The 16690-nt window shown below is 73.8% G+C and carries 10 protein-coding genes and 1 pseudogene; 4 read left to right on the top strand and 7 right to left on the bottom strand.

The window, feature by feature from the left end; all coding sequences use genetic code 11:
- Nucleotides 1-20: 20 nt before the first annotated feature.
- Entirely contained in the window at nt 21-2630 is a 2610-nt protein-coding gene (locus tag AB5L52_RS03275) for a SpoIIE family protein phosphatase (RefSeq protein ID WP_369362565.1), read from the bottom strand.
- Between the two features lie 212 nt (nt 2631-2842).
- The gene (locus tag AB5L52_RS03270) at nt 2843-5353 is read right to left on the bottom strand and encodes a SpoIIE family protein phosphatase (protein ID WP_369362564.1); all 2511 of its coding nucleotides are present in this window, start codon (nt 5351-5353) and stop codon (nt 2843-2845) included.
- 581 nt (nt 5354-5934) lie between these two features.
- Between AB5L52_RS03270 and AB5L52_RS03265 the strand changes: the two genes are divergently transcribed.
- A complete protein-coding gene (locus tag AB5L52_RS03265; protein ID WP_369362563.1) occupies nt 5935-7563 on the top strand; it encodes a hypothetical protein in 1629 nt (542 codons plus the stop codon).
- 61 nt (nt 7564-7624) lie between these two features.
- Here the strand turns inward: AB5L52_RS03265 and AB5L52_RS03260 are convergent.
- From AB5L52_RS03260 to AB5L52_RS03250, 3 genes and pseudogenes are all read right to left on the bottom strand, one after another.
- Nucleotides 7625-8137 (bottom strand): annotated as a pseudogene (locus tag AB5L52_RS03260) (2-phosphosulfolactate phosphatase); the annotation flags it as partial.
- Between the two features lie 4 nt (nt 8138-8141).
- Nucleotides 8142-8429, bottom strand: a complete 288-nt coding sequence (locus AB5L52_RS03255) for a DUF1232 domain-containing protein (RefSeq protein ID WP_369362562.1) — start codon at nt 8427-8429, stop codon at nt 8142-8144.
- Nucleotides 8430-8433: 4 nt separating this feature from the next.
- Nucleotides 8434-9636 carry a hypothetical protein gene (locus AB5L52_RS03250; protein ID WP_369362561.1) on the bottom strand — a complete coding sequence of 401 codons (1203 nt, stop codon included), beginning with the start codon at nt 9634-9636 and terminating at the stop codon, nt 8434-8436.
- Nucleotides 9637-9997: 361 nt separating this feature from the next.
- Here AB5L52_RS03250 and AB5L52_RS03245 point away from each other — a divergent pair, with 361 nt between their 5' ends.
- Together AB5L52_RS03245 and AB5L52_RS03240 are read left to right on the top strand one after the other, a co-directional pair.
- Nucleotides 9998-10387 carry a PadR family transcriptional regulator gene (locus tag AB5L52_RS03245; RefSeq protein WP_351032390.1) on the top strand — a complete coding sequence of 130 codons (390 nt, stop codon included), beginning with the start codon at nt 9998-10000 and terminating at the stop codon, nt 10385-10387.
- The gene (locus tag AB5L52_RS03240; RefSeq protein WP_351576712.1) at nt 10384-11397 is read left to right on the top strand and encodes a hypothetical protein; all 1014 of its coding nucleotides are present in this window, start codon (nt 10384-10386) and stop codon (nt 11395-11397) included. The genes AB5L52_RS03245 and AB5L52_RS03240 overlap by 4 nt, the downstream gene beginning before the upstream one ends.
- An 842-nt stretch (nt 11398-12239) precedes the next feature.
- On the opposite strand, the gene AB5L52_RS03235 is transcribed toward AB5L52_RS03240, so the two are convergent.
- On the bottom strand, nt 12240-13604 hold the full coding sequence (locus tag AB5L52_RS03235) for an FAD-dependent oxidoreductase (RefSeq protein ID WP_369362560.1): 1365 nt from the start codon (nt 13602-13604) through the stop codon (nt 12240-12242).
- 207 nt (nt 13605-13811) lie between these two features.
- Between AB5L52_RS03235 and AB5L52_RS03230 the strand changes: the two genes are divergently transcribed.
- The gene (locus tag AB5L52_RS03230; RefSeq protein ID WP_351032348.1) at nt 13812-14870 is read left to right on the top strand and encodes an NAD-dependent epimerase/dehydratase family protein; all 1059 of its coding nucleotides are present in this window, start codon (nt 13812-13814) and stop codon (nt 14868-14870) included.
- Between the two features lie 30 nt (nt 14871-14900).
- Here AB5L52_RS03230 and AB5L52_RS03225 read toward each other — a convergent pair whose 3' ends face one another.
- Entirely contained in the window at nt 14901-16466 is a 1566-nt protein-coding gene (locus AB5L52_RS03225) for an NlpC/P60 family protein (protein ID WP_369362559.1), read from the bottom strand.
- Nucleotides 16467-16690 lie beyond the last annotated feature (224 nt).

Here is a 16690-nt window from a genome sequence, read left to right as displayed (position 1 = left end):
AACACAATTCCCCCGGACGTCTACGGCAGCGGCTGCTCCGCCCAGATGATCTTGCCGTTGGGGATGTACCGGGTACCCCAGCGCTCGGCGAGCTGCGCCACCAGGAACAGGCCCCGGCCACCCTCGTCGGTGCTCGCCGCGTACCGCAGATGCGGCGAGGTCGTGCTGCGGTCACAGACCTCGCAGATCAGCGTGCGGTCGCGCAGCAGCCGTACGACGATCGGGGGCCGCCCGTAGCGGATGGCGTTGGTGACCAGCTCGCTCAGCATCAGCTCCGTCGTGAAGACCAGCTCCTCCAGGCCCCAGTCGGCGAGCTGCCGGGTCACCGCGGACCGCACCTCGGACACCGCCGCCGGCTCCGACGGCACCTGCCACTCGGCGACCCGGCCGGCGCCGAGCACCCGGGTACGGGCGACGATCAGCGCGACGTCGTCACTGGGCCGGGCCGGCAGCCGGCCCAGCACCGCGCGGCAGGTCTCCTCCGGCGAGGCGCCCGGTGTGCCGTTCAGGGCGTCAGACAGCATGTCGAGACCCGTGTCGATGTCCCGCTCACGATCCTCCACCAGCCCGTCGGTGTACAGCACCAGCCGGCTGCCCTCCGCCAGCTCCAGCTCGGCCGTCTCGAACGGCAGCCCACCGAGGCCCAGCGGCGGCCCCGCGGGCACCTCCGGGAACTCCACCCGGCCCTCGGGGTGCACCAGCGCGGGCGGCGGATGGCCGGCCCGGGCCACGGTGCAGCGCCGCGAGACCGGGTCGTAGACCGCGTACAGGCAGGTCGCGCCGGTGATCGCCGCGGAGCCGTCCGCCGCGGTCTCGTCCTGGTCGATCCGGCCGACCAGCTCGTCCAGCAGACCGAGGAGTTCGTCCGGCGGCAGGTCCAGCGCGGAGAAGTTGTGGACCGCGGTGCGCAGCCGGCCCATGGTGGCCGCCGCGTGCAGCCCGTGCCCCACCACGTCCCCCACCACCAGCGCCACCCGGGCACCGGACAGCGGCAGTACGTCGAACCAGTCGCCGCCCACCCCGGACTGCGCCGGCAGATAGCGGTAGGCGATCTCCAGCGCGCCCTGCTCGGGCAGCGAGCGCGGCAGCAGACTGCGCTGCAGGGTCACCGCCATGCTGTGCTCGCGCGTGTACCGGCGGGCATTGTCGATGGACACCGCCGCCCGCGCCACCAGCTCCTCGGCGAGCTCCAGCTCCTCGGCGTCGAACGGCTGCGGCTTCTCCGCACGCCAGAAGTTCGCCACCCCCAGCAGCAGACTGCCCGCCCGCAGCGGCACGGTGATCATCGAATGGATGCCGTACGCCAGCACCTGGTCGGTGCGCTCCAGATCCTGCGCCCGCCAGCCGGGCGCGTCGCGCAGCCGCGGCACCAGCACCGACTGCCCGGTGGTCAGACTGCGGGCCTGCGGCGAGGTGGGCACGAACCGGATCCGCTCGCCGACCGGATACAGCGGGGAGTCCTCGCGGATGCCGCCACAGGCGGTGCGGCGCAGCGCCGTGCCCGGCTTCGGCTCCTCGCCCTGCAGGACCGCGTCGAACAGGTCCACGGTCGCGAAGTCCGCGAACCGGGGCACCGCCAGCTCGGCCAGCTCCTCGGCGGTACGGGTCACATCCAGGCTCGTGCCGATGCCCACCCCGGCGTCGTACAGCATGTTCAGCCGCTCGCGCGCCACCTCCGCACGGCCCGACAGGGCGCGCAGCTCGGTGGAGTCGCGCAGTGTGGTGACGCTGCCCGCCGGGCCGCCGCGCAGCTCGGTGGGGCGCTGGTTGATCGCCAGCAGCCGGTCCTTGACCAGGTGCACCTCGTCCGTGGCCACCCGGCCCGAGGCCAGCAGCGTCGCCGTCTCCGCGTCCAGGCCCAGGTCCAGCACACTGCGCCGCTCGGCGTCCGCCGGCAGGCCCAGCAGCCGGTGCGCCTCGTCGTTGGCGAGCAGCAGCCGCCCGTCACCGCTGACGATCAGCACCCCCTCCCGGACCGCATGCAGCACCGCGTCGTGGTGCTCGTACATCCGGGTCATCTCGTACGGTCCCAGGCCGTGCGTCTGGCGCAGCAGCCGTCTGCTGACCAGAGCCGTGCCCGCGGTGGCCAGCACGAGCGCCGCCGCTGCCGCCGAGATCAGCAGGGGCAGTGTCTGGTGGGCGGCCCCGCCCACGTGCGCGGTGGTGATCCCCGCCGACACCAGGCCCACCACCGATCCGGCGGAGTCCTTCACCGGCACCACGACCTGCACCAGTGGGCCTATCGTGCCGTTGACGTGCTCGGTGACCGTGCCCCCGGCCAGCGCCGGGCCGATCGTGCCGACGAACTTCTTGCCGATGCGGTCGGGTTTGGGGTGCGTATAGCGGATGCCGGCGGTGTTCATCACGACGACGAAGTCCACCCCGGTCGCCTTGCGGACCGCCTCCGCACGGGGCTGCAGCACGGCGGTGGGGTTCGGGGCGCGCAGCGCGGCGGCCGTGCCGGGCGCGTTCGCGAAGGACTCGGCGACGGCGAGGGAACGGTTCGCTGCCTCCAGGTCGCTGTCGCGCCGCACCTGGAGCACCTGCGCCACCACCGCCGAGACGACCAGCAGCAACACGATCGCCACTTGGAGGACGAACACCTGCCCGGCGACGCTGCGTCCGGTCATGGCCGACCGAAGGACCCCGGGCCTGTCGCCGTTCTGGCCCGAAACCTCCGGTCGCGGGGCCTGCGAGGCGCGCGGGTCCCCGAACGGACGGGGCGGCCGCCTCGCAGGCCGGCCGGGCAGTCGCACCATGTGCCCATGTCTACACTGCCCGGCCCGCTCCGGCGAGACCGTCGACGGAGGTGTCGGTCGCCGATCGGAGCGACGCGATCCGGTCACCGGTGGCGCACGGCGGTCGAGCGGCGGGCGGCCAGCAGCAGCGCCACGTCGTCGGGGCGGTCGGCGGCGTGCCGGGCACCGGCCGTGAGCCGGTCGGCCACCCCGGCCAGCGACCGCCCGCCCCGCCGCCCGGCCGCCGCCCCGGCCCTGGCGAGCGCCAGCCGCAGCGCGGAGATGCCGTCGTCGATGTCCGCGCCCGGCTTCTCCACCAGCCCGTCCGTGTACAGGGCGAGAATCGCGTCCGGCTCCAGCAGCAGCTCGGCCACCGGATACCGGGCCTGCGGATCCACCCCGAGGACGACACCGCCCGGGACGTCCACCACCCGGGTCCGCCCGTCGGGGCAGCGCAGCAGCGGCGGCGGATGCCCCGCCCGGGCGATCCGGGCCCGGCCGGTCGCCGGGTCCAGCCGCAGATAGCAGCAGCTGGCGAACTGACCGGGGTCGAGGTCGATCAGCAGATGGTTGGTGCCGCTCATCACCTCGTCGGGCGGCCGGTCGCCCAGCGCGAACGCGCGCACCGCACTGCGCAGCTGCCCCATCGTGGCCGCCGCCTGCACCCCGTGCCCCTGCACATCACCGATCACCAGAGCCAGTCCGTCACCCGCCTCCACCACGTCGTACCAGTCGCCGCCCACGTCCATGCCCTGTGTGCCCGGCAGATACCGGCCCGCGGTCTCCACCATCGGATGCGTCGACAGCCGGCGGGGCAGCAGCGCCTGCTGCAGGCCGCGGGCGAGCGCCGACTCGCTGTCGTAGCGCCGCGCCCGCTCCATGGCGTGCGCGATCAGCCCGGCGAGCGCGGTGAGGACCGTACGTTCCTCGGTGCTGAAGCCGCGCGGGCGGTCGAAGCCGAGGATGCACGAGCCGACCGGCCGCCCGGAGGCGATCAGCGGCAGGAAGGCACGGGCGCCCTCGTCGGCGTCCAGCGGGATGCCCGGATAGGCGGCCGGCAGCTGCTGCATCGACTCGAAGAACAGCGGCCGCCCCGTGGTCAGGCACTCCACGCCCGGCAGCCGGGCATCGAGACCGACCCCCTCGAACGGGGCGAGGAACCCCTGTGGGAAGCCGGTCTCCCAGGCGAGATACAGATGCCGGTCCTGCAGCAGATAGATGGCCAGGCGCCGGCCGCCGAACGCGGGCAGCAGCTCCTGCATGACCACCGACGAGACCTGCCGGGCGGTCACCGCGTCCGTCAGCGCGATCGCCAGGGCGATCGGCCGGTACAGCGGCTCCATCGAGTGGCCGCCCGGCACCGTGTCCTCCGGGACATGCTCCTCCACGATCGGCTCGACCGGCGTGTCCATCCGGCTGGCCGGGACGAGCGTGCAGGTCAGCAGGTCCTCACCGGGATGCACCGACACCGCGAGCCATTCGCCCGTGCCGGGCTCCTCGTGGTCGCGGGCCGGCCGGCGCACATGGAAGTGCACCGGCTCCGGGGCCAGCAGGGCACCGCGCAGATGGTCGTCGCACCGCGACCCGGTCAGCCACGGCATCGCCTCCCACAGCGGCCGCCCGAGCAGCGACTCCCGCTCCCGGCCGGCGAGGCGGGCGGCGGCCTCGTTGACGTACACGACCAGCCCCAGCCGGTCCAGGCAGAACACGCCCTGCGGCAGCAGGTCGGCCGCGCCGTCCGCGCAGGCGGCGGGACCCGGGTCGAACACCACGCCGCCGACCCGCTCCCCGGCCCCGTCCTCCGTGGCCGGCCACAGGTCCAGCAGCCGCGGCGCGCCGTCCCGACCCCGTACGGTCAACGGCGCGGCGGGCGGCTTCCCGGCGGCGGTGTCGCGCAGCGCGGTGCGGATCCGGTCCGCGTCGTCCGGCGCGAAAGCGTCGGTGAGCGCGGTGTCCGTCCCCGGGAAGTCACCCGGGTACAGGCCGAGGAGGGCGTGCAGCCGGTCGTCCGCGCTGACCGCACCGGTCGCGGGATCCCAGCCGAACCGCGCCACGACGGCCCGCCCGGGCCGGCTGACGGGCGGCCGCACACACAGCGGCTCGCCGTCCCAGACGACGGCACTCGCGTCCCCGTCGGCGAGCCCGAGCAGCTCGGCACCCAGTCCCTCGGCCAGCCGGGCGAGCAGCTCCAGGTCCAGCAGCTCGTCCACCGAGTCGGCCACCGCCGGGCGCAGCACCGTGAGCACCCCCAGCGGCTCGCTGCCGCCCGGCACCGGCACGTGCACCGACCCGAACGGGAAGGGCAGGCCCGCCGCGAACTGCGGATACCGGCGCACCGTCTCGGCGGCGTTCGCCAGCACCACCTGTACGCCGAGGCGGTAGGCGTCGGCGACGGGGAAGGGCCGGCCGACATGCAGCCGCCACCAGGGCCGGAACAGCCGGCCGGGCAGCCCCGCGAGCACCGCGAGGCGCAGCAGGCCCGGAGTGCCGGACCGCAGATACACCCCGGCCACCCGGCCGCCGGCTGCACCGAGCGCACCGGTCGAGGTGTCCGTCAGCAGCGCGGCGAGTCGGGCCCGCGTACGGGCCAGCTGCTCCCCACCGCTCCCAGTCATCGCCCCTACCTCGTCCCGTGCGCTCCGGGTGGATGACACAGCAAGAATGCGCCAGAAAGACCGTGCGACGCACCTGGGAGGGGGCCAGGAATCCGGGATAGCCCCGTCCGGGTCGGAAGGCCGGGGTCGGAGCCGTATCGGAAGACTCGTTCGGATGGGTGGGGTGAGGGTGTGTGGGGGCGGTGGGGTGGGTGTGCGTTCGGATCGGTGGGGTGAGGGGGTGTGGGGATCTGTGGCGGGAGCGGGCATCGGCTGCGGGAGGTGTGGGCCGTCGGGTCGGCACCACCGCACGACCATCACACCACCACGACTCCACCACCCCCATGGCCTATCCGCGACGGGTCCGCACGGAGCCGGGACGGCCTGTCCGCGAGGTCCGCGCGGAGCGGGCCCGTGCCGCTCGGCCGCGGCACTCGCCACCGGTACGCGGGGTCACCCGGACGCCTCACACCGCTGCCCCACCCGAGTGGCGGGTCCACCGGCCCGCTCCTAGTAATGGTGCGTAATGCCGCGTAATGGTGCGTGATGTCGCGACCGAAGGCAGGGGCCAGACGCGGCCGCACCGTTCGACTGGAGGCGAGATGACCACGCGATCTCCCACCCCCCGTCCCGACGACGCCTTCATAACCTCCGATCCGGGCCCCACCGGTGTCCCCAGCTTGTACCCCCAGCTCCTCATGCGGCCGGCACTCCCGGTGAAGTCGTTCCCCGAGGCTCCCTACGAGAGCCTGGCAGCTCCGCAAGCGGGCCCGGCTGCGATCCCCGAGCTCCCGCTCGCCCCCGACGAGGTCCTTCAGGCGGTATCCGACGCCGACCCGGGCCACGACGCTCCGCTGGGCGACGTCCCGCCCGACGGCGTCCTGGCGGACGACGGTCTCCCGTACGGCGACCCGCTGCCCGGCCTGGTCCAGGCGGCCGTCGCCAACCGCCCGGTCGAGGACGTCGTCCGGCTCATCACGTTGCTGGAAGGCTCCCCCGAGCACGCCCGGACCACGACCGACGCATTGCGCGCGGTCGGGGTCGACCGGTCGGTGGAGGACCTGGCCCGTCTCGTCACCCTCCTGACCGAGGCGCCCCGGGACACCGCCAGCGCCGACGAGGCGATCCGGGCCGCCGCCGAGCGCCGCCCGCTGGACGACGTGAGCCGGCTGATGCAGCTGCTGCACCGCACGTCCATGGGCCCCTACTGCGGGCAGGCCGCGGTGCGGGCCGTGGCCGTCAGCCGGCCCGTGGAGGAACTCGCCGAGCTGATCGGCCGGCTGGCCGCGGACCGCGCCGTGCGCGAGACCCCGCTGTCCGGGCCGCCGTCCGCCGACCCGTCGCCCACCGACCTGCTGAACGCCCTCCCGCAGAGCGGCGTTCCGGTGAGCGCCGTAACCGTGTCCGCGTTCGACGCCTGGGCCGCAGCGACCGCCAGCCAGAAAGCCCGGCCCGTGGAGGATCAGGTCGCGGAACCCCGGCCCGTGGAGGATCGGGTCGCGGAGGGCCGGCCCGTGGCGGATCTGGGCACGGAGGACCGGTCCGCCGAGGATCGACCTACGGAGGACCGGCCCGCAGGGGACCGGCCCGCGGCGGACCCACCCGCGAAGGAGGGATCCGCGAAGGAGGGATCCGGGAGGAGCCCATCCGCGACGGAGCGGCCGGCGATGGAACGAACCGCGAGGAACCGACCTGCAGAGGACGGATCCACTACGGACGGATCCGCGACGGACCGATCCGCGAAGCAGCGGCCGACGATGTGCCGGAGCGCGGAGGACGGGCTGATGAAGGCTCGCCCCGCCAAGGACCGGGATCAGGACGGCCGGAAGTCCGCGGCTCGCCTCCGGGGCGCCCGTGGCGCGGCGCTGCTGGTCCTGCTGTGCGGAGCGGCCCACGCGCCGCACCGCTGGGCCGGACTGTCCACCGGCATCCTCGTGGCCAGCGTTGTCGTCACGGTCCTGTGGGTGCTCATGGCTCTCGCGCTGCCCAACCGCGCGGCGGCGGCGCGGCTCGTCGCGGCGACCGCCGCGTTCGGTGTCACGGCGGCGCTCGCCGCCGGCGAACTGCTCGGCGGGCGGTTCGGCCTGCCGGACGCGCCCCGCCTGTGGGACGCGACCCTGGCCCCGTCCTGGCTCGCGGTCACAGCGGCCGGGGTGGCCGCGCTCGCGGCCCTGGCGGTGCTGCTGGGCGCCCTGCGCCCGGGCAACGCCCGCCGTGGGGCCGCGGGCTGACTCTGCCGACCGGGCGCGCCGCCTCCGCACGGTCCGGCCCCGCGCTCCCGGCGTCCACCGCCCGCAGCACCAGGCGGCCGTCCTCCCGGGCGGCCGCCATCGCGAACGGGAAGGTGTCCGCCTCCCGGCACATCGTCACATCCCCGGGCTGGACACCGCCCCACCCGCGCCGCACGCCGTCCGCGAGCCGCGCGGCGGCATCCGAGCGCCGGGCCCTGTCGCGGTACGGTCCCGGGTCGGCGTCGGCCACCACGAAACTCGCGCACAACACCAGCCTCGCGTGCGCCACGGCCGGCGCTCCGGTCGTACCGGCGGGGGTCTTCTGTACGACCCTACGGCCCCGCACATCCAGCGAACGCAGCCGGGCGGGGGAGTTGGCCAGATCGAACCCGGGCACCGGCGCGCCGTCCTGGAAGGCGAGCCAGTCCGGGTGGCGGCCCTTCAGCTCCAGGGCCCCGCGCCGCGTACCGGCGAAGACGATCCGCTCGGCACCGCGCCGGAACGCCCAGGCGGCCACGCTGAACGCGCGCATGACGTCGACTTGCCCATCGCCCCATGGTGAGGCGTACGGCATCCGCTCAGGGCGCGGTCGGGCCGGGCGGCAGCGGGCGGGCGGCGCGCAGACTGCGCAGCGCGAGCAGCAGGACCGCGATGTCGTCCAGGTAGACGGGGTCGGGCAGCAGGTCCGTCGGGAGCAGCAGATAGGCGACCGCGCCCCAGAACACCCAGCGCGGGCCCGTCGGTAGCCCGGCCCGCCGCAGTATGCGCCGGGTGCGCACCAGCCGTACCAGCAGGAGGAGGGCGACGGCGAGCAGCACCGCCGCGACCACAGCCGCGATCACCAGCAGGGTCGTGGTGGAATCCATGACGCTACGACGACCGGTCCGGGTCCGGTGCGCCGTTCGCCGAGGACTCGGCAGGGTGCTGCGGTTCCGGTGCCGGTGTGGGTGCCTGTGCCACTGTCGACTGACGCTGGCCCTTGAACCTCAGCCGTTCGAACGTCCGGGTCAGCTGCTGCAGCGCACCCGGTGTCCGTGACTCGGGCCGCTGCTGCGGCAGGGCGGGTGGGGGCGCCGGGACGTCACGGTAGGCGGCAAGCGCCTCCAGGGCCTGCTCGGCGGCCTCCTTGTACAGGTCCCGGGACCGGGTCATCGCCTCCAGCGCCTCTTCGTACATGGCGACGCGCCGCCGCTCACCCTCCAACTCCTCCTGGAGGGTCATCAGCGTCCAGTTGTCCCGCAGATCGGTCAGCGCCTCCTCGACCTGCCGCGGCAGCGGGCGGGGCAGAGCGACGAAGTGGCGCAGGGCGGCGAAGAGTTCGGCCGGCTCGGAACCGTCCAGGAAGACGCTGCGGATGCTGTGCTCCCGGACGTCGTAGCCCTTCGGAGCCGGGTCCGGAGGCAGCAGCACCGCGCCGCCGCGCGGCACCTCGCAACCGAGATCCTTCAGTGCCCAGTTGACGGCACGGAACTGGTGCGGCGCGGCTCGGTGCTCCACCACGCGGTGTCTGAGCCCCGGCGGCAGCAGCCGGGCCAGCGGCAGCCGGCCCGGCTCGTCCGGGGTCATCGCCTCGTGCACGACGACGTTCACGCACCACGCCTCGCGCGCCGCGTCCCGCAGCCGGCGCCGCATCTCCTTGTCGTCCGCGGGCAGCGCGTTGACCTGCCGGAAACGCAGCCCCGCGACCGTGGCGTGATGGTCCCAGGAGCCGTCGTCACCGGTGCCGCCCTCGGGCCAGAACAGCGTCGCGGGCGAGGGCCAGGTCTCGTCCCAGGGACGCTCCGCCTCGGCGGCGAGCCGCCATTCGCGCCCCGGCCGCCGGCCCTCGCTCGGTACGAGGGTGAGCCGGGCCCGCACGGTGACCGTGCCGCCGGCCCGCCAGCGCGCCTCGAAGACCCGCGGGGCCGCGTCCTCGGACACGGGAGGTTCGGCGAAGTCGTCGATGTCGCCGCTCTCCTTGTGCCGGCGCAGGGTGCGGCGGACGACCTCCTCGGGGGCAGGACCGGTGTGACGGCCGCGGGCCGCCCAGAGGGTCTGCGGGAAGGCGGCGCGGTCGGTGGCGGAGTTCGACATGGGCCAATCTGCTGATGGAGACGGGTGTGCCTTCCAGTATCACCGCTCGGCCGGGCGACACGTAGTGCGGGGCGAGGAGTCGGCGCGTTGCGGCGCCCTTGCGCTCCCGCGCACAGGGCGCGCACCTTGCACCCGGGGCGCGCGGGATGCGCGTCGGGCGGCCGCCGTTCACACGTGGTCGTGCCCATGTGAGGCCCCCACAATGGTCCGGCGAACGGGGTCCGCCCGCCCATCCGCTCAGGGGCGGACCCCGTTCACCCGGCACGGGCGTGGAGGCGCGATCAGGGCACGCGTACGTGCGCGTCCGCCGCTCGATATATATCGGTGGACGATATATCCTGGCCGCATGACAGCGAAGAGCATGACCCGGGCGGCCTTCTTCGTCCTCACGGCGCTCGCCGACCAGCCTCGGCACGGATACGGCATCCTGCGCGAGGTCGAGGAACTGTCCGACGGTGAGGTGCAGTTGCGGGTCGGCACGCTGTACGGAGTGCTGGACCGGCTCGCCGCGGACGGTCTGATCGTGCTGGACCGGGAAGAGGTCCAGCAGGGCAGGCTGCGGCGCTACTACCGGCTCACCGACGACGGAGCGACGGCCCTCGACGCGGAGGCCGAGCGGATGGCCGCCGGCGCCGGAGCCGCCAAACGGCGCATCGCCGAGGGCCGCCAGGCCACCGCCCGCCCGGCCACCGGGAGCCCGGCCGGGCTCGAACCCCCCACCGCACCCGGACTCGCGGGAGGCTACGCATGACCACGCTGCTGGAGTCCCGCTACCGCACCGTTCTGCGCCTGCTCCCCGCCTATTACCGGCGCGAACGGGAGGAGGAGATGGTCGAGACGTACCTGGAGGATCTCGACCGCGACACACTGGACCAGAGCCGGCCGGCGCTCGGCGAGGTGGCGAGCATCGCCGCGCTGGCGGTGCGCAGCCGCCTCGGCGCCGCCGGGGCGCCCCGCCCCTACGTCGTCCTCGGCTCGGTCGCCCGGCTCTTCGCGCTGGCCGCCGTCCTGCTCCTCGCGGCTTCCGCGGTCGTCGAGCCGATCCTCCAGCTGACCTGGTCGTTCACGCGGGGCGGTGTGGAACGGCGGTGGTTCCTCTCGGGGTTCACCGACCGCGGCCCGCTCGCCGGAGCCGTCGCCGTGGCCCAGTGGATCCTGCCGCTGGGCTGGACGGTCGCCTATTTCGCCCTCCTGCACGACCGTCGTCGCCTCGCCCGGATCGGTGTCCTGGCGGCCGCGCTGCCCAGCCTGTGGCCGCTGCTGCGCTCGGTGACGGACGTGACGCCCCTCCCGGAGCCCGCGTTCGTCGCGACGCTGGCCCTCCTCGCCTGGCTGCCGGCCCTTGCGCTGTGCGCCGCCCACCATCGCGACGCGCCCCCGGCCCGGTTGCCCTTCGGCACCCCCGGCCTGGTCTTCATGGCGACGTGTGTGGTGACGGGAGCGTCCCTGGTGCTGCTGCCCGCCGTCTCCGACCTGGTGTGGGGGCCTGCCAACTGCTTCGTCGTCGGCGCCCTCGGCTGGCTGCTGTGGCGCGTCCGGCGCACGGACCGTGTCGTGCCCGGCGGCGCCCTCGCCCTGGCAGCGCTCGGCCTGCTCCTCCTGGCCGCGCGCGTCGCCGCCCTCTACCCGTGGCTCCGGGTGCCAGGGGCCGCCCCGTATGTCGGCGGCAGTCTCGTCCAGACAGCCGCGCTGGCCCTGCTGACCGTGGTCCTGGCCGTGGCCGGCGGCCGCGAACTCGCGCCGCGCCGAACTGCTTCGTAACGCCGACGGGTCCCGGGCCACCGGAGTTGTCCACAGGCCCGAACACGACGGCCACCGGTTCTACCCGGTGTTCCGGCCATACGCGGGCACGGTGCTGCCCCGCTCGGAGCCGTTTCACGACAGCGTTACCGAGGTGGCCACGGCGGCGGACGACGGGGTGTTCGTCCTGGCTGTGCCGTCGGGAGACATATGCGTGCCCTGGCTCCGGCCGGGTCCGGAGAAGCCGCGAGCGGTGCTGGCGGTGCTGGCAGGGGTGTCCCGGATGGCCGACCGCGCTGCCGCGCCCCCCTCCGTGCCCGTCGGCGGCTACGAAGCCGATCCCGCGCTCAGCGTGCCCGACCCTGTCGCCGCCACCGCGCGCCGGCTCGGCGTCGCCAGGGACGCGACGGCGCTCCACCTCCTGCTGCGGGCGCTCGCCCGGCCCCCGGACCGCGACGTCCGCCGCTGGAACGGCTGGACGGCCGCCCGGCACAAGGCGGCGCGGGCGGAGCTGGTGGCCGTGGGCGCGGTCGAGACCGGTAGGCGGGCCCGCGCCGACCGCACCGTCTTCATACGCAACACCGGGGAGACCATGAAGGCGCCCCATCTACCGCTGGAGAGTCGGAAGTCGGCCACCCATCCGGCCTCGCCGACGGGCACAGGCGGCGTGCACGGACTGTTCGTGCCGCTGCCGCTGCCGCTGCCGCTGCCGCCGGTGCTGCTGCACGAGCTGTTCACGCGGGCCGCGGAAGGGTGCACGGACTGTTCGCGCGAGCCGCCGAGGACTGAACGCCGGGGTGGACGCGGCAAGGGGGCCGGCGCGAGTGGCGCCGGCCCCCTCGGAGCCCCAGGGGATCCGGGACTTACGCCCCGCTCTCCCGCAGCATGTCCTCGCGCTCGACGAGCTTCACGCGCTCACGGCCCTGCGGCTCGCCCAGCGCACGCTCGGCGGCGTCCAGCTTGTACCAGCCCTCCCAGGTGGTGAAGCGGATCTCGCGCTCGGCGAGGAAGGCGTCGACGGCCTCCGGCTCGGGCGAGGCCGGGGTGTGCAGACGGCCGTTGGCGTGGTCGTCCAGCAGGTTGGCGACGGTCTCGTTGGCGTCGCCCTTGGTGTGGCCGATCAGACCGACCGGGCCGCGCCGGATCCAGCCGGTGACGTACGTGGACTGCAGCGGGGTGCCGCCCTCCTCGATGACCCGGCCGCCCTCGTCCGGGATGGTGCCCGAGCCGATGTCCCAGGGCAGCTTGGGCAGCTTCTCGGAGAGGTAGCCGACGGCGCGGTAGACGGCGGTGACGTCCCAGTCCTTGAACTCGCCGGTGCCCTTGACGTTGCCGGTGCCGTCGAGGGCGGTGCGCTCGGTGCGCAGGCCGACGACCTCGCCGTCCTCGCCGAGGATCTCCGCGGGGGACTCGAAGAAGTGCAGGAACAACTTGTGCGGCCGGTCGCCGACATCGCGGATGGCCCAGTTCTCCAGGGTCTTGGCGACCATGTCGGCCTGCTTGTTGCCGCGCCGGGTCTCGATCGAGCCCTCGTCGTAGTCGATGTCCTCCGGGTCGACGATGACCTCGATGTTCGGCGAGTGGTCCAGCTCGCGCAGCTCCATCGGGCTGAACTTCGCCTGGGCGGGGCCACGGCGGCCGAAGACGTGGATCTCCACGGCCTTGTTGGCCTTCAGGCCGTCGTAGACGTTCGGCGGGATCTCGGTCGGCAGCAGCTCGTCCGCGGTCTTGGCGAGGATGCGGGCCACGTCCAGCGCGACGTTGCCGACGCCGAGGACGGCGACCTTCTCGGCCTCCAGCGGCCAGGTGCGCGGTACGTCCGGGTGGCCGTCGTACCAGGAGACGAAGTCGGCGGCGCCGTAGGAGCCGTCCAGCTCGATACCGGGGATCGACATCTCGCGGTCGGCCATCGCGCCGGTGGAGAAGATCACCGCGTCGTAGAAGGCGCGCAGATCGTCCAGGCTGATGTCGGTCGGGTAGTCGACGTTGCCGAAGAGCCGGATCTGCGGCTTGTCGAGCACCTGGTGGAGGGCGGTGATGATGCCCTTGATGCGCGGGTGGTCGGGTGCGACGCCGTACCGGATCAGGCCGAACGGGGCGGGCATCCGCTCGAAGAGGTCGATGGACACACCGGGGTCGGCGGCCACCTCGGACTTGAGCAGGGCGTCGGCGGCGTATATCCCGGCGGGGCCGGCTCCGACGATGGCTACCCGCAGGGGGCGCGGCATGATCAGGTTCCCTTCGCGTCTGAATGGGCGACTCGAACGGGAAGCCTAAACTAAGGCAGACCTAAGTTGGTACGCGGGTCTGGTCTATGACCTCATAAGGGGATCTTATGAGGTACCCAGCGACTTCTTATGGCCGGGGGTGTTCCCCTCGGACGGCCGGTATCCGACCCTGTCCTTGGACGGCGGCGGTCGGGCGGGAGGGCGAGCGTGGACGGACGCGCGGGGACGGCCGTGGCGGTGACGGGCGGCAGCGGTTTCGTCGGCAGCCATCTGGTACGCCGCCTGCTCGACCGGGGCTACCGGGTCCACGCCACTGTACGGGACAGGGCCGACGCGCCCAAGGTCCGGCCGCTGTGGGAACTCCAGGAGGCGTTTCCGGGCCGGCTGGAGCTGTTCGAGGCCGACCTGCTGGCGGACGGCACCTTCGACACCGCGTTCCGCGGCTGCGCGGTCGTCTTCCACGTGGCCTCGCCGTTCCTGATGCCGGAGCGGATCAAGGACGGACGACGGGACGTCGTGGACCCGGCGCTGCTGGGTACCGGCAATGTGCTTGCGGCGATCGAGCGTTCCCCGGAGGTCCGGACCCTCGTCCTCACCTCGACCGTGGGCGCGATCTTCGGTGACTACGCCGATGTGCTCGCGATGGACGGCCAGGTGCTGTCCGAGCGGTACTTCAACACCACGAGCACGGTCGCGAACAACCCCTACCACTACGCCAAGACGCTGGCGGAACGCGCCGCCTGGGCGGCCGAGGCGGCGCAGGACCGCTGGCGCATGGTGTCGGTCAACCCCGGGTTGATCCTCGGCCCTTCGTTCACGCCCGCATCGGACTCCGGCAGCCTCTTCCTGCTCGACGAGCTGTTCCAGGGCTACTTCTGCTACGGCGCCCCGGACTTCAGCTTCACCACGGCGGACGTCCGCGACGTGGCCGACGCGCACATAGCCGCCGCCGAGAACCCGGCGGCGCGGGGGCGTTACATCGTGGCCGCCGAGACCATGACGTCGTTCCATGAGATGGCCCGCATCGTCCTCGCCCGCCACCCCCGCGACCTCCGGCTGCCGCGCACCAGGCTCCCGCACTGGCCGGTACGCGTCCTGGGCCCCCGCTTCGGCCTCACCCAGGACTACATCCGGGGGCACCTCGGCATCCGCTTCCGCGTCGACAACAGCCGCAGCGTCCGTGAACTCGGCCTCGCCTACCGGCCGTTGGAGGAGACCCTGCTCGACCACTACGAGAACCGACGGGCCCACCGGCGCCGCGGCTGACCCCGGTTCCGCTCCCGGTGCGCGGGCCGGTCAGGCGGGCCGCACGATCCGGTGGATTGCCGCCTCCCCGGCGCCGTAGATCGACTCCTCGCGGATCGACGACCCCGGGCCCGGCGCGTGCACCATCATGCCGCCGCCGACATGGAGCCCCACATGCCGGTCGTCGTCGAAGAAGAGGACGAGATCACCGGGCTCGATCCCGGCCAGGGTGACCGGGGCACCGACGAGCGCCTGCTGGTGCGCGGCCCGCGGCAGGGTGACCCCGGCGGCCTTCCAGGCGGCCTGGGTCAGGCTGGAGCAGTCGTACGAGTCCGGCCCGGTCGCACCCCACACACACGGCTTGCCGATCTGCGCCCGAGCGAACGCGACGGCCTTGGCGACGCGCACGGCCTCCGGCGACCCGGTGACCGCGGCGAGCGAGCCGGTGTCGGTCACCGCGGTCATGGGGCCGGTGTCGGTCACCGAGGTCATGGCTGCGGTGTCGGGCATCGAGGTCACGGGAGCGGAGTCGAAGGTGACGGAGGATATGGGGGCGGAGCCGAGGGTGGCCGAGGCGAGGGGGTCGGACCACGTGTCCGTGGCGGTCGGGGCCGCGGTCACCGTCCCGGCGGGTGCCGCCCACTGCGGCTGCTCCCACTGACCGGTCGGGGAGTCCGAGGGGAGCTGCGTGTTCGTGGGCGGGACGGCCGTGACGGGCGTAGGCGGTACGGCTGTTCCGAGCGCGGGTGACACGGCGGTGTCGGGCATGAGGGGTACGGCCGCCGCGTCGGGTGCGGGAGGTGCAGCCGTGACGGGCGCGGGCTGAACAGTCGCGGCGTACGTGACGAGTTGGGCGGCGTGCCGGGAGATCAGGTCGCTCGCGGCGGCGAGCTTGCGCTGGTTGTTCGCCTTGGACGTGGCGGGGGAGGGGCGGCTCGGCGCGGTGGCGCCGGGAGGGGTCCTCGGTTCCTGAAGCGGGGCGCTCTGGGCGGCGGACAGCGCGGGCACCGGAAGGGCGGTCGTCTCCGCGGGAGCGGGCACCACCGGAAGGACCGCCGTCTCCGCGGGCTCGAGGAGCGAGTCGGTCACATCCCGTTCCGCGCTGGGTAGTTCGAGGCGGCGAGGGCCCGGTAGCGCCAGGTGTCCGCTCTCGCGCGCGGCCAGGGCCAGGCTCTCCGGATCCGTCGCCCGGCCGGCCGTCAGCTCGGCCACCACGCGGTCGACGGCGCGCTCCAGCGCCTCGGGTCGTCGGGCGGACGGGCCCGGACCCAGAGCGCCCCGCGTGCCGTCCGGAAGGCCGCCGCCCCTCCGTTCCCGGGAACGCCTCGGCGCTGCCGGGCGGTCGGGGAGCCGGTCGGCGGGCAGGACGGCGGGGACGGTCGGGCCGAGTTTGGCGCGTGCCGCGTCGAACCACTGCCGGGTGACCTCGTCCAGAGCGGGATCCGGCCGCCGACCCGGTCGGCCGGTCGGCGGAACGCCCCGTGAGCGTGACACCGACGCCATGGCCCGGGTCGCGTTGTAGTTCCCGGTCGCGTACTCGGCCCGGTCGTAGAGGGACTCGATCCGCTGCCGAACCTCGTCCCGCTGGGCACCCGCGTCGCGGCTCTCCGGCGCCATGGAAGACACGCTCCTTCCTTGCCCCGCAGGGCAGTTGGGCCGTCACGTCCGGACTCCTGCGAGTACCGGGCGGCCTCGCGTCAACCTAGCCAACGTGTGTACCTCGTGTGAAGGTTGAGGTGTGGAATGTCCGATACGTAATTGTGATGTTCGCGATGATGTTCGAGGGGGAAGACGTGAAAACCGCGTTTCCCTGTGAGATCCCGGTGAATTCGCGATTCTGT

This window comes from Streptomyces sp. CG4, assembly GCF_041080655.1.
Lineage (GTDB): Bacteria > Actinomycetota > Actinomycetes > Streptomycetales > Streptomycetaceae > Streptomyces.
The sequence above is the reverse complement of the archived record's forward strand: the minus strand, read 5'-3'. Positions and strand labels throughout refer to the sequence as shown.

Bases quoted from the DNA above. Each gene is read 5' to 3' on its own strand.
- AB5L52_RS03275 (WP_369362565.1), bottom strand. From the start codon at position 2,630: ATGACCGGACGCAGCGTCGCCGGGCAGGTGTTCGTCCTCCAAGTGGCG.
- AB5L52_RS03270 (WP_369362564.1), bottom strand. From the start codon at position 5,353: ATGACTGGGAGCGGTGGGGAGCAGCTGGCCCGTACGCGGGCCCGACTC.
- AB5L52_RS03265 (WP_369362563.1), top strand. From the start codon at position 5,935: ATGACCACGCGATCTCCCACCCCCCGTCCCGACGACGCCTTCATAACC.
- AB5L52_RS03255 (WP_369362562.1), bottom strand. From the start codon at position 8,429: ATGGATTCCACCACGACCCTGCTGGTGATCGCGGCTGTGGTCGCGGCG.
- AB5L52_RS03250 (WP_369362561.1), bottom strand. From the start codon at position 9,636: ATGTCGAACTCCGCCACCGACCGCGCCGCCTTCCCGCAGACCCTCTGG.
- AB5L52_RS03245 (WP_351032390.1), top strand. From the start codon at position 9,998: ATGACCCGGGCGGCCTTCTTCGTCCTCACGGCGCTCGCCGACCAGCCT.
- AB5L52_RS03240 (WP_351576712.1), top strand. From the start codon at position 10,384: ATGACCACGCTGCTGGAGTCCCGCTACCGCACCGTTCTGCGCCTGCTC.
- AB5L52_RS03235 (WP_369362560.1), bottom strand. From the start codon at position 13,604: ATGCCGCGCCCCCTGCGGGTAGCCATCGTCGGAGCCGGCCCCGCCGGG.
- AB5L52_RS03225 (WP_369362559.1), bottom strand. From the start codon at position 16,466: ATGGCGCCGGAGAGCCGCGACGCGGGTGCCCAGCGGGACGAGGTTCGG.